The sequence below is a fragment of the Nonomuraea longispora genome, from assembly GCF_004348345.1.
Lineage (GTDB): Bacteria > Actinomycetota > Actinomycetes > Streptosporangiales > Streptosporangiaceae > Nonomuraea > Nonomuraea longispora.
The window spans coordinates 1-14676 of the sequence record NZ_SMJZ01000219.1; the positions used below are offsets into that span (position 1 = coordinate 1).

The following is a 14676-nucleotide window of genomic DNA, read 5'->3' on the forward strand; positions in this document are numbered from 1 at the left end:
AGCCATCCGCGCCGCGAACACCGGCGAACCCTCCAGCAGCTCCACCCCCATACCAAGCCACTGCGACCCCTGACCAGGAAAGACGAACACCGTCTTACCGGCCGAACCGGCCACCCCCTGCACCACGGCCGAGGCAGCGCCTCCGGCCAGCTCACGCAGCCCCGCCACCAACTCGTCGCGATCGCCACCGATCACCACGGCGCGGTGATCGAACACCGACCGCGACACCACCAGCGAATGCGCCACATCCACCGGCCGCGCACCCGCCACCGCCTCGGCCAACCGGCCCGCCTGAGCCCGCAACGCCTCCGCACTACGACCCGACACCACCCACGGCACCACCGAAGGCTCATCCACCGGCTCGGCCTCCGGCTCCGTGGCGGGTCCCTGCTCGATGATCACGTGGGCGTTGGTGCCGCTGATCCCGAAGGAGGAGACGGCGGCCCGGCGGGCGTGCCCGTTCTGCTGCCACGGCTGCGGCTCGGTGAGCAGTTCCACCGCGCCGGCCGACCAGTCCACGTGCGGCGACGGCTCATCCACATGCAACGTCCGCGGCAACACCCCATGACGCAGCGCCATCACCATCTTGATCACACCCGCCACACCCGCAGCCGCCTGCGTATGACCGATGTTCGACTTCACCGACCCCAACCACAACGGCCGCTCACGACCCTGCCCATACGTCGCCAGCACCGCCTGAGCCTCAATCGGATCACCCAACGACGTACCCGTACCATGAGCCTCGACCACATCCACCTCAGCAGCCGACACCCCCGCATTCGCCAACGCCTGACGAATCACCCGCTGCTGCGACGGACCATTCGGAGCCGTCAACCCATTACTCGCACCATCCTGATTCACCGCACTACCACGCACCACCGCCAACACCCGATGCCCATTACGCTCCGCATCCGACAACCGCTCCACCAGCAGCATCCCGACGCCTTCCGACAGCCCGAAGCCGTCGGCCGCGCCGGCGAAGGACTTGCACCGGCCGTTCCTGGCGAGCGCGCCCTGCAGGCTGAACCCGATGAACCCGACGGGGCTGCACATCACGGTCACGCCGCCGGCCAGCGCGAGGTCGCAGTCGCCGTTGCGCAGCGCCTGCACGGCCAGGTGGAGGGCCACCAGCGATGACGAGCAGGCGGTGTCGACCGTCACGGCCGGCCCTTCGAGGCCGAGCGTGTAGGCGACCCGGCCGGACACGATGCTGCTGAGCGTGCCGGTGACGAGGTGTCCCACCGATTCGAGCGGGATCTGGTCGGAGTTGCGGCCGTACTCCTCGTAGGCCGCGCCCACGAACACGCCGGTACGGGTGCCGCGCAACGAGGCGGGCGCGATCCTGCCGTGCTCGATGGCCTCCCACGAGGCTTCGAGCAGGAGCCGCTGCTGCGGGTCCATGGCGAGGGCCTCGCGCGGCGAGATGCCGAAGAACGCCGGGTCGAACTCGCCCGCGTCGTACACGAAGCCGCCCTCGTTCGTGTACGAGGCGAGCGGGGCGTCCGGGTCGGGGTCGTAGATTCCGTCGACGTCCCACCCACGGTTGTCCGGGAGCGGCGAAATGGCGTCCCTGCCCTCGAAGACCAGCCGCCACAGATCGTCGGCGTTGCGCACGCCGCCGGGCATCCGGCAGGCCATCCCGACGATCACGATCGGGTCGTCGGCGACGGGGCCGCCGCCGACGCTCGCGGGCACGATCCCGGCCTGCGTGCCGAGCAGCTCGTCGCGTACGAGGCCGGCGAGCACCTTGACGTTCGGGTAGTCGAAGATCACAGTCGCGGGGAGCCGGACGCCGAGCGCGGCGTTGAGCCGGCCGCGCAGTTCGACGGCCGTGACCGAGTCGAAGCCGAGGTCCTTGAACGCCCGGTCCACCTCGACCTCGGCGGGGGCGTAGCCGAGCACGGCGGCCACCTGTTCGCGTACCTGCTCGACCAGCAGGCGTTCGCGGTCCTCCTCGCTCATCGGCAGGAGCCGGGCGCGCAGTTCCGAGGACTCGGCGGTGGCCTCCGTCTCGTTCTCGCGGGCCGCGAGCGCCTCGGGCACGCCGTCGAGCAGCGGGCGCGGCCGTGAGGCGGTGAACACGGGGCAGAAGCGGGCCCAGTCGACGTCGGCGATGACGAGGTTGCTCTCGCCGTCGTCGAGCGCCTGCCGCAGCCCGTCCACGGCCATCGCGGAGTCCATGAACTTGACGCCGGTCCTGCGGGCGTCCTCCTCGTCGAGGAGGGCGGTCATGCCGCCGCCCGCGGCGTCCCAGAAGCCCCAGGCAATGGCCGTGCCGGCGAGGCCGCGGCCACGGCGGTGGGCGGCGAGCGCGTCGAGGTAGGCGTTGGCGGCGGCGTAGGCTCCGTTGTGCGCGCCGCCCCAGACGCCGGCGCCGGAGGAGAAGAGCACGAAGGCGTCGAGCGGGCCGGTGAGGACGCGGTCCAGGTTGGCCGCTCCGACGATCTTGGCCTGGGTGGCCTGGGCCAGCTCATCCTCGCCGAGCGCGGTGATCGCCTGGATGTGCGGCACGCCCGCCGTGTGGAAGACGGAGCGGATGGTGTCGCCGACGTCCTCGACCTCGCGGACGAGCGCGGCGAGCGCGGCGCCGTCGGCCACGTCGCACTTGGCCACGGTCACCCGCGCGCCGAGCCCTTCCAGCTCGGACACCAGCTCGGCGGCTCCGGGGGCGTCGGCGCCGCGCCTGCTGGTGAGCACCAGGTGCTCGGCGCCGCCGCCGGCGAGCCAGCGCGCGACGTGCGCGCCGAGGCCACCGGTGCCGCCGGTGATGAGCGCGGTGCCGTGCGGCCGCCAGCCCTCGGCGGGGCCGGTGCCCGTTCTTGGCGCTCTGGTGAGCCTGCGGGCGAAGACGCCCGAAGCGCGTACGGCCACCTGGTCCTCGTCGCCGATGCCGGCGAGCACGGCCGCGAGGCGGCCCGCCACGCGCTGGTCGAGCGTCTCGGGCAGGTCGACGTGGCCGCCCCAGCGACCCGGATGCTCCAGGCCGAAGACCCGGGCGAGCCCGGCGACGGCGGCCTGCTCGGGGTCGCGCAGCAGGTCGACCCGGCTGACGCTCTCGCCGCCGTCGGTGGCGATCCAGAGCGGCGCGTCCACTCCGGCGTCGTCCATGGCCTGCATCAGCGCGAGCGTGCCGGCCAGGTCGCCGTAGAGGGAGAGCACGCCGGCCAGCGGGTCGTCGCCGTCGCGCAGCAGCGCGGCGAGCTCCTGCCTGCCGGAGGCGTGGACCGGCTCACAGCGGGCCCCGTGCCGTTCGAGCGCGTCGAGGACGCAGGCCACCGCGTCGTCCGCGGCTCTGTCGGTGGGGACGACGACGCGCCACGTGCCGGACAGTGTGGACGCCGTCCCGCCGGGGACGGTCAGCGGCGCCCAGGTGACGCGGTATCGCCAGGAGTCCAGCACGTCCTGGTCGCGCCTGCGCCGCCGCCAGGACGACAACGCCGGCAGGATCGCGGCCAGCGGGGAGCCGTCCTCGATGCCGAGCGTGGCCGCGAGCGCGCCCACGTCCTCCCGCTCCACCGCCGCCCAGAACTCGGGGTCGACGGAGTCCGCGGCCGGCTGCTCCGCCGCACCGGTGCCCGGCATGTACCAGAAGCGTTTGCGCTGGAAGGCGTACGTGGGCAGGTCGACGCGCCGGGGGCAGGCGTCGGCGAAGTAGGCGTCCCAGTCGATGGTGACGCCCCGGCAGTGCAGGTGGCCGAGCGCCTCGGCGAAGGCGCGGGCCTCGTCGCGGTCCTTGCGCGCGGCGGTGACGAAGCCCGCGGCGTCGTCGCCGTCGAGCGTCTGCCTGGCCAGGCTGGTCAGGGTCCCGTCGGGGCCGAGTTCCACGAAGACCGTGGCGCCGCCGGCCCTGGCGGCGGTGACGGCGTCGGCGAAGCGGACCGCCTGGCGTACGTGGCCGACCCAGTAGCGGGGGTCGGTCAGCTGCCCGGCCTCGGCCTTCCTGCCGGTGACGTCGGAAATGACGGGGATGGCGGGCTCGTGGTACGTCAGCGACGCGGCGACCTGCCCGAACTCCTCCAGCATCGGCTCGACCAGCGGCGAGTGGAAGGCGTGGGAGACGCGCAGCCGCCGGGTGCGCACCTGCCGCCCGGCGAGCACCTCGGCGATCTCGTCGACGTCGGCCGCCGAGCCGGAGACGACGACCGCGTCCGGCGCGTTGACGGCGGCGATGCCGGTCCGGCCGTCGCGGCCCTCCAGCAGCGGCAGCACCTCCTCCTCGGAGGCGGCGACGGCGAGCATGGCGCCGCCCTCGGGCAGGGCCTGCATGAGCCGGGCGCGCGCGGCGACCAGCGTGCATGCGTCGGGGAGCGAGAGCACGCCCGCCACGTGGGCGGCGGCGATCTCGCCGACCGAGTGCCCGGCGAGCACGTCCGCCTCGACGCCGAGCGAGGTGAGCAGCCGGTAGAGCGCCACCTCGAAGGCGAACAGCGCGGGCTGGGTCATGCCCGTCTCGTCCAGCACGCCGTCGGGGTCGGTGAACATGACGTCCCTGATGGGATGCGGCAGCAGGGGGTCGAGGACCTTGCAGACGTCCTCCAGCGCGTCGGCGAACACCGGGAACACCTCGGCCAGCGCGGCGCCCATGCCGACCCGCTGGCTGCCCTGGCCGGCGAACAGGAAGGCGACCTTGCCGCCCGTTCCCGCGCCGGTGACGGTCCCGGGCGCGGCGGCGCCGCCGGCGAGGGCCCGAAGCCCCGCCATGAGCTCGTCCCCGCTCTCCCCCACGATGACGGCGCGCTGGTCCAGCGCGGCCCGGCCGGTCGCGAGCGACCAGCCCACGTCGGCGGGACGCAGGTCCGGCCGCTCGTCCAGCCAGCCGGCCAGCTTCTCGGCCTGCGCGGCGAGCGCCTGCCGGTCGCGGGCGGAGACCGCCCACGGCACCAGCGGCAGGTCAAGCCCGGCGGCCTCGGCCTCGGCCTCGTCCTCGGCCGGCGCCTCCTCGACGATCAGGTGGGCGTTGGTGCCGCTGAAGCCGAACGCGGAGACGGCGGCGCGGCGGGGCGCCTCGCCGGGTTCCCACGGCCGGGGCTCGGTGAGCAGTTCGACTGCGCCGGCCGACCAGTCCACATGCGTGGACGGCTCGTCCACGTGCAGCGTGCGCGGCAGCGTGCCGTTGCGCAGCGCCATCACCATCTTGATGACGCCGCCGACGCCGGCGGCCGCCTGCGCGTGGCCGATGTTCGACTTGAGGGAGCCCAGCCAGAGCGGCCGACCCCCGTCACGGTCCTGCCCGTACGCGGTGAGCAGCGCCTGCGCCTCGATCGGGTCGCCCAGGGTGGTACCGGTGCCGTGCGCCTCGACGGCGTCGACCTGGGAGGCCGACAGTCCCGCGTCGGCCAGCGCCTGCCGGATCACCCGGACCTGGGAGGGCCCGTTGGGCGCGGACAGCCCGTTGGAGGCGCCGTCCTGGTTGACGGCGCTGCCCCGGATCACGGCGAGCACGCGGTGGCCGTTGCGCTGGGCGTCCGACAGCCGCTCGACCAGCAGCACGCCGACGCCCTCGCTCCAGCCGGTGCCGTCGGCGGCGTCGGCGAACGACTTGCACCGGCCGTCGGCGGACAGGCCGCGCTGCTGCGAGAACTCGATGAACGTGTTGGGGGTGGCCATGACGGTGACGCCGCCGGCCAGCGCCAGCGAGCACTCGCCGCGCCGCAGTGCCTGCACGGCGAGGTGCAGGGCCACCAGCGACGACGAGCAGGCCGTGTCGATGGAGACCGCGGGGCCCTCCAGTCCGAGCGCGTACGACACGCGCCCGGAGATGACGCTGCCCAGCGCCTCGGCCCTGAAGTAGTCGTGGTACATGACGCCGGCGTAGACGCCGGTGCGGCTGCCGCGTACCGAGGCCGGATCGATGCCGGCGCGTTCGAACGCCTCCCAGCACGACTCCAGGAACATCCGCTGCTGCGGGTCGGTTCCGAACGCCTCGCGCGGGGAGATGGCGAAGAAGCCGGCGTCGAAGTCGGCGGCATCGTAGACGAAGCCGCCCTTGCGCGCCGTGGTCGTCCCGGGGTTGTCCGGGTCGGGGTGGTAGAGGTTCTCGCTCCAGCCGCGGTCGGTGGGGAACTCGGAGATCGCATCTCCGCCGCCGTCGACGAGCTGCCACAGCTCGTCCGGCGAGGTGACCCCGCCGGGGTAGCGGCAGCTCATGCCGACGATCGCGATCGGCTCGTGCTCCCTGCCCTCGATCTCGCGCAGTTGCTGCCTGGTCTGGTGCAGGTCGGCCGTGACCCGCTTCAGGTAGCCCCGGAGCTTGTCTTCGTTTGCCATCGAACGTAGCCCTTCTCAGCCGCTGCGAATATCAAGAGATCTCAAGCTCGTTGTCGATGAAGGCGAACATCTCGTCGTCGGAGGCCGACTCGATCTGGTCGACGACGTCCGATGTCCCGCCGAGGCCGTTGAGGCCGGACAGGAGCTCCTTGAGGCGCGTGGTGAGCCGGCTGCGCACCGTACTGTCCTCGGCGAGTGTGGTGAGTGATTCTTCGATCTGGTCCAGCTCCGCGAAGAACCGCAGGATGCCGGCCTCCTCGTCCTTCGTCTCGGCGAAGTACCCCATGAGGTGCTCGGTCAGGGTGACCGGCGTGGGGTAGTCGAAGACGGCGGTGGCCGGGAGCCGCAGCCCCGTGGCCCTGCCGAGCTGGTTGCGGAACTCGACCGCGGTCAGCGAGTCGAACCCGAGGTCCTGGAACGGGCGCTGCGGGTCGATCGCCGACGCGTCGGAGAAGCCGAGCACGGTGGCCGCCTGGCCGCGCACGATGTCGGCCAGGGCCGAGCGGCGCTCGTCCGGGTCGAGCGTGGCCAGCCGGTCGGCGAGCCCGTCGCCGCTGCCGGCCCGCCGTACGGAGGTCCTGGCGCTGGTGCGGGCCTGCACGAAGCGGGCGGGGATGAGCAGCGCCTTTCCTGACGGTACGGCGGCGTCGAACAGGCCGAGTCCGTCGGCCGCCGACAGCGGCGCCAGCCCCATCCGCGCCAGCCTGCGCAGGTCGGCCTCGGACAGTTCGCCCGACATGCCGCCCTGCTCCCACAGCCCCCACGCCAGCGACGTCGCCGCCAGCCCTTCGGCGGCCCGCAGTTGCGCGAGCCCGTCGAGGAAGGCGTTGGCCGCCGCGTAGTTGCCCTGGCCGGCGCCTCCGAGCACGCCCGCCATGGACGAGAAGAGCACGAAGGCGGTCAGGTTCCTGTCGCGGGTGAGCTCGTGCAGGTGCCAGGCGGCGTCGGCCTTCGGGCGCAGCACGCGGTCGAGCCGCTCGGCCGACAGCGACGTGATCACGCCGTCGTCGAGGACGCCGGCCGTGTGCACCACTCCCGCCAGCCCGTCCACGCCCTCAAGCAACGTGGCGAGGGCGTCGCGGTCGGCCACGTCACAGGCCGCCACGTCCACCTCGGCGCCCAGCTCCGACAACTCCCCCACCAACTCGGCCGCGCCCGGAGCATCGAGCCCGCGCCGGCTCACCAGCAGCAGCTTCCGAACCTCGTGCTCGCTGACCAGGTGACGCGCCACCAGCGCGCCCAGCCCGCCCGTGCCACCGGTGACCAGCACCGTGCCCTCAGGCCCGAACACCGGACGCGGGTCCGCCGGGTCCGCGGCCTTGCCGAGCCGTGGCGTCAGCAGTTCGCCGCCTCTGATGGCCAGCTGCGCTTCCCCGGTGGCCAGCGCCCGGCCGACGACGGCCGGATCCGGCCGGTCGGTGTCCACGTCCAGCAGCACGAACCGGCCGGGCTGCTCGGCCTGCGCGGCCCTGACGAGCCCGCTCACCGCCGCCTGGGCCAGGTCGGGCCGCTCGCCGGGGGCGGTGGCGACGGCGCCGCGCGTGAGGATGACCAGCCGCGCGGATTCGAGGTGTTCCTCGGCCGGCCAGCTCTGCAGCAGTTCGAGGGTCTCGTGGGTCGCGGCGTGGTGGTCCCCGGCGGGGCAGCGGACCAGTACGGCCTCGGGCAGGTCGGCCGGGTCGTGCAGCGAGCCGAGCGTGGCCGCGTCCGGGTAGGTCGCCGCGCCGGTGCCGAGGTCGTCGGCTCCGAGCAGCGCCCACCGGACCGCCTCCTGCGCGGGCTCGCCGGTGACCGGGGTCCACTCGATCTCGTGGAGCGCGCCTCGGTTCGTGCCGCCGAGCTGCGCGGCGGCCAGAGGGCGCAGGGAGAGGGTGTCGACGACGGCGACCGGTGCGCCGAGTTCGTCGGCGATGGCCAGCGTGATCGCGGACCCGCCGGCGTTGGCGAGCTTGACCCGCAGACTCGTCGCGCCCGCCGCGTGCAGGGACACGCCCGACCACGCGAAGGGCAGGTAGGGCCGCCCGGGCTCCGGCCGGGGCAGCAGGCCGCCCAGCGCGGTGGCGTGCAGTGCGGCGTCCAGCAGCGCGGGGTGCAACCCGAACCGGCCCGCGTCCGCGTGTGCCTCCTCGGGCAGGGCGATCTCGGCGAACACCTCGCCGTTCCGTTCCCAGGCGCCGGTCAGCCCCTGGAACGTCGGCCCGTAGTCGAGCCCGATCGCCACCATGTCGTCGTAGAGGTCCTGGACGGCGACCGGCTGGGCACCCGCGGGCGGCCACTGTGCCAGGTCCACGTCGGGCTCGGGCACGCTCGCCGTGAGCGTGGCCTGGCCGTGCAGGGTCCAGTCGGTGGCGTCCTGCGCCCGCGAGTGGATCGCCAGCGCCCGGCGGCCCGGCTCCTCGGTGGCCGTGGACACCAGCTGCAGTTGCACGCCGCCGTCCTCCGGCACCACCAGCGGGGCCTGCAGGGTGAGCTCATGAAGGTGCGGGCAGCCGCTCTCGTCCCCGGCCCGGATGGCCAGCTCCACCAGCGCCGTGCCCGGCACGATCACGCTGCCGCCGACCACGTGGTCGGCCAGCCAGGGGTGCGTGGCGGCCGACAACCGCCCGCTGAAGACCACCGTCTCGCCGCCGGCCACCTCGGTCGCCGCGCTGAGCAGCGGGTGCTCGACGGCTCCCAGGCCCGCGGTGGTGACGTCGCCGGTGCCCGGTCCGGGCAGGAGCCAGAAGTGCTCGTGCTGGAAGGCGTAGGTGGGCAGGTCCACGCGGGACGGGCGCGCCGCCGCGAAGTACGCCGCCCAGTCGACGGCGACGCCGTGCGCGTGCATCCGGCCCAGCGCCTGGACGAACGTGCGCGCCTCGTGCCGGTCCTTGGCCCTCGTGCTGACGAAGATCTCGTCACCCGTGAGGGTCTGCTGGGCGAGGCCGGTCAGCGTGGTGTCGGGGCCGAGTTCGACGAAGACGGTGGCTCCCGCCGTACGGGCGGCGGCGACGCCGTCGGCGAACCGTACGGCTCCGCGTACGTGCTCGACCCAGTAGGCGGGGTCGGTCAGCCGGCCCGGCTCGGCCAGGCGGCCCGTCACGTTCGAGACGATCGGGATCGTGGGCTCGTGGTAGGTGAGACCGCCGATCACCTCGGCGAACTCCGCCAGCATCGGCTCCATCAACGGCGAATGGAACGCGTGCGAGACCCGCAACCGCCGGGTCCGCGCCTGCGCCCGGCTCCCGATCTCCGCGATCGCCGCCTCGTCACCCGACACCACCACCGCGGCCGGACCATTGACCGCCGCGATCCCGGCGCGGCCCTCGTACCCGTCGAGCAGCGGCAGCACCTCCGCCTCAGGCGCGGCCACCGCCAGCATCGCGCCGCCGGCGGGCAGCGCCTGCATGAGCCGGGCGCGCGCGGCGACCAGCGTGCACGCGTCCTCCAGCGAGAACACCCCGGCCACGTGCGCGGCCGCGATCTCCCCGACCGAGTGCCCGGCGAGCACCGCGGGCGCGACGCCCAGCGATTCCAGCAGCCGGTAGAGGGCCACCTCGAAGGCGAACAGCGCCGGCTGGGTCATGCCGGTCTCGTCCAGCACCTCGGCTGGGCCTCGCGCCATGGTCTCGCGGAGCGGACGCGGCAGCAGCGGGTCGAGCACCCGGCAGATGTCGTCCAGCGCCCGCGCGAAGACGGGGAACGCGCCCGCGAGCTGCTGTCCCATGCCGACCCGCTGACTGCCCTGCCCGGCGAACAACATCGCCGCCTTGGCCCTCGACCGGGCCAGCCCGGTCTCGACCGCCGGCTCGCCGTGCCTGCCGTCGGCCACCGCCGCCAGCGCCTCCAGCAACTCGGCGCGGTCCGCGCCCGCGACAACCGCGCGGTGCTCCAGCACCGCCCGGCCGGTCGCCAGGGACCAGCCGACGTCGGCCACGTCCAGTTCGTCCCCGCGCGACTGCGTCCAGGCGCGCAGTCGCGCCGCCTGCGCCGCCAGCGCCTGCTCGCTCCTGCCCGACAACACCCACGGCACCACGGGCAGCTCGGCCGCCGACCCGGGCGCGGGCTCCGGCTCGGCCGGCGGCTCCTCCAGCACGACGTGCGCGTTGGTGCCGCTGATGCCGAACGAGGAGACGGCGGCGCGGCGGAGCGTCCCGTCGCGCTCCCACGGCCGGGCCTCGCTCAGCAGCCGGACCGCTCCGGCCGACCAGTCCACGTGGGTGGACGGCCGGTCCGCGTGCAGGGTCCGCGGCAGGGTGCCGTTGCGCAGCGCCATGACCATCTTCATGACGCCCGCGACGCCCGCGGCGGCCTGCGCGTGGCCGATGTTCGACTTGATCGAGCCGAGCCACACCGGCCGGTCCTCGGGCCGGTCCTGCCCGTACGTGGCGAGGATGGCCTGCGCCTCGATCGGGTCGCCCAGGGTGGTTCCGGTGCCGTGCGCCTCGACCGCGTCCACGTCGGCCGCCGACAACCCGGCGTTGGCCAGCGCCTGCCGGATCACCCGCTGCTGCGACGGACCGTTCGGGGCGGTCAGGCCGTTGCTGGCGCCGTCCTGGTTGACCGCGGAGCCGCGCACCACGGCAAGCACCTGGTGGCCGTTGCGGCGAGCGTCCGACAGCCGCTCCACCAGCAGCACGCCCGAGCCTTCCGACAGCCCGACGCCGCCTTCCGACTCGGCGAACGCCCGGCACCTGCCGTCGACGGACAGGTTGCGCTGCCGGGAGAACTCGATGAACGTCCACGGCGTCGCCATCACCGTCACACCGCCCGCCAGGGCGAGATCGCAGTCGCCCGAGCGCAGCGCCTGAACAGCCAGGTGCAGCGCCACCAGCGACGACGAGCACGCCGTGTCCACGGTCATCGCCGGGCCTTCGAGCCCGAAGACGTACGACACGCGGCCGGAGGCGACGCTGCCGGAGTTGCCGGTGCCGATCAGCCCTTCGAGCTGGTCGGGCACGGAGGAGAGCTGGCTGGCGTAGTCGTGGTACATCACGCCGGCGAACACGCCGGTCCTGCTGCCGCGCAGCGCGGTCGGATCGATCCCGGCCCGCTCGACGGCCTCCCACGACGTCTCCAGCAGCAGCCGCTGCTGCGGGTCCATGGCGAGCGCCTCGCGCGGGCTGATCCCGAAGAAGCCGGGGTCGAACGCGCCCGCGTCGTGCAGGAAGCCGCCGTGCCTGGAGTAGGAGGTGCCGCGGTTGCCGGGCTCGGGGTCGTACAACGTCTCCAGGTCCCAGCCGCGGTCGGCGGGGAACTCGGAGATCGCGTCGCCGCCCTGTTCGAGCAGCCGCCACAGTTCCTCGGGAGATTCGACGCCGCCGGGGAAACGGCAGGCCATGCCGACGATCGCGATGGGCTCGTCGTCGGCGGCCGTGGCCCGCGCCTGGACGGCGCTCTCCTGCGTGCCGAGGAGCTCTGCGTACAGGTGGCGGACGAGCGCTTCCGGGGTCGGGTAGTCGAAGATCAGGGTCGCGGGGAGCCGCATGCCCGTGGCCGCGTTGAGCCGGTTGCGGAACTCGACCGCCATCAGCGAGTCGAATCCCAGCTCCTGGAACGGCATGCCGTCGTCGATCGCCGACGGGTCGGCGAGGCCGGCCACCACGGCGACCTGGGAGGCGACGAGATCCCGCAGCGCGGTCTGCCGCCCGGCCGGCGGCAGGCCCGCCAACTGCTGCTTGAGCGTGGCCGCGGCCTCCGACGCGGCGGTCACCACGCGCCTGCCGGACCCGGTGACCAGGCCGCGCAGGAGCGGGGGAACGGCGTCGGCCTGGGCCCCCAAGGTCTTGACGTCGAGGTGGGCGGGGACCAGCACGGCGCGGTCGTGGCGGAGCGCGGCGTCGAACAGGTCGAGCCCGTCGGCCGCCGACAGCGGCGCCACGCCCATCCGGGCCAGCCTGCGCACGTCGGCCTCGGACAGTTCGCCCGACATGCCGCCCTGCTCCCACAATCCCCACGCCAGCGACGTCGCCGCCAGCCCTTCGGCGGCCCGCAACTGTGCGAGCCCGTCGAGGAAGGCGTTGGCCGCCGCGTAGTTGCCCTGGCCGGCGCCTCCGAGCACGCCCGCCATGGACGAGAAGAGCACGAACGCCGACAGGTCCAGGCCGCGGGTGAGCTCGTGCAGGTGCCAGGCGGCCTCGGCCTTCGGCTCCAGCACACGGTCCAGCCGCTCGCCCGACAACGACGTGACCACGCCGTCGTCCAGCACGCCCGCCGTGTGCACCACGCCCACCAGCGAGTCGGCGACCGAGGTGATCGCCCCGTAGAGCGCCTCGCGGTCGGCCACGTCGCAGGCCGCCACCTCGACCTCGGCGCCCAGCTCCGACAGCTCCGCCACCAGCTCGGACGCGCCTGGCGCGTCCGGCCCGCGCCGGCTGAGCAGGAGCAGCCGCCTGACCTCGTGCTCGGTCACCAGGTGGCGGGCGACCAGCGCGCCCAGCCCGCCGGTGCCGCCGGTGATCAGCACGGTGCCGCCCGCACCGAACGCGGGCCGCCCTTCACCGCCAGGTACGGTCCGGCTCAGCCTCGGCACCCACACCTGGCCGTCGCGCACGGCCAGCTGCGGCTCGTCCGACGCCAGAGCCCTGCCGATCGCGTCGTCACTGCCGTCGTCGTCCAGGTCGAGCAGCACGAACCTGCCGGGCTGCTCCGCCTGGGCTGCCCTGACGAGCCCCCACACGGCCGCCTGGTGCACATCCTGTACGAGCGCGTCCCCGGCCGGCACGGCGCCGCGGGTGACCACGACCAGCCGCGAGGCCGCGAACCGGTCGTCCGCCAGCCACTCCTGCAGCGCCGCCAGCACGTCGTGGACCGCCCTGCGGGTGCCGGCGGGCGCCTCGATCAACACCCGCTCGGGAACCGTCGCGGCCCCGGCCAGCGCCGCCAGGTCGGCGACTCTCTCGTAGCCTGCCTCGGCCGCGCCGCTTGTGGGCAGCGTCACCCAGTCGAGCTGGAACAGCTTGTCGCGGTGCCTCCTGGTAGTGGCTCCGTCCTTCGGGCCCACCGGCACCGGCCGGGCGGCCAGGGCGCCGATCGTGGCCACGGCCAGCCCTTCGGTGTCCATCAGCGTCACGGACACCGATCCCTGTCCGGCCGGCGAAACCCGCACCCGCACTTTGGTCGCTCCCGACGCGTGCAGCGCCACGTCGCTCCAGGCGAACGGCAGGTACGGCCTGCCGGGCTCGGGATCGGCCAGGAAAGCGCCGAGGGAGATGGCGTGCAGGGCGGCGTCGAACAGCGCCGGGTGCAGGCCGTACCCGTCGGTGTCGGTGTCGTCCGGCAGCGCGACCTCGGCGAAGACGTCGTCGCCCCGCCGCCAGGCCGCCCGCAGCCCGCGGAACGTCGTGCCGTAGTCGAGGCCCATGCCGGCGAGGTCGTCGTAGTGCTCGTCCAGGTCCACGGCCTGCGCCTGCTCCGGTGGCCAGGTGCCGACCGGCTCGGGGACCGCCGCGTCCGCCGCGGACAGCACGCCCGCGGCGTGCTGGACCCAGTCGGTGGCGTCCTGGATCCGGGAGTAGATGCCGAGCTGCCGGCGTCCGTCCTCGTCCGGTGCGCCCACGGCCAGCTGGAGCTGGACGGCGCCGTGCTCGGGCACGATGAGCGGCGCCTGCAGGGTCAGCTCCTCGACCAGGCCGCAGCCCGCTTCGTCGCCTGCCCTGATGGCCAGCTCGACGAGTGCCGCGCCGGGCAGGAACACCTGCTCGTTGACCTTGTGGTCGGCCAGCCACGGGTGGGTGGCGACGGACACGCGGCCGGTGAGCACGACCTCTCCACCCGCGGCCAGGCCGGTGAAGGCGCCCAGCAGCGGGTGGCCGGTGGCCTCAAGCCCCAGGCTGGCCGCGTCGCCCGCGCCCGCCGATCCCTGCAGCCAGTAGCGCTGGTGTTGGAAGGCGTAGGTGGGCAGGTCGATGACCTGTGGGTGGGAGCCGGCGTAGGTCTGCGGCCAGTCGATCTCGACCCCGCGTACCCACAGCTCCGCCGCGCTCGCCCACAACCGGCGCAGGCCGCCGTCGTCACGACGCAACGTGCCGCACGCCGTCACCTCACCACCCGCGCGCTCGGCGCTCTCCTGCACCGCCATCGTCAGCACCGGGTGCGCGCTGACCTCGACGAACACCCCGAAGCCCTGCCCGGCCAGCGCACCCACCGACGGCTCCAGCCACACGGTCCGCCGCAGGTTCTCATACCAGTACGCGCCATCGGCCTCGGCCCCGGACAACCACTCCTGCCGCACCGTCGAATACCAGGCCACCCGCGCCTCACGCGGAGCGACCGCAGCCAGCAACCCGGCCAGCTCATCCTGAATGGACTCCACATGCGCCGAATGCGAGGCATAATCCACCTCGATCCGCTTGGCCCGCACCCCCTGCCCTTCGCAGTGCGCCAGCAGCTCATCGATGGCGTCCACATCACCCGACACCACCGTCGAAGCAG

At 73.9% G+C, this 14676-nt stretch carries 2 protein-coding genes; both read right to left on the reverse strand.

From position 1 onward, the window contains the following. The coding region (locus E1267_RS46900) for a type I polyketide synthase (protein ID WP_132339890.1) at positions 1–6267 on the reverse strand (6267 nt) is incomplete at its 3' end. Between the two features lie 31 nt (positions 6268–6298). Continuing rightward, positions 6299–14665 carry an SDR family NAD(P)-dependent oxidoreductase gene (locus tag E1267_RS37175; protein WP_342774939.1) on the reverse strand — a complete coding sequence of 2789 codons (8367 nt, stop codon included), beginning with the start codon at positions 14663–14665 and terminating at the stop codon, positions 6299–6301. Positions 14666–14676 lie beyond the last annotated feature (11 nt).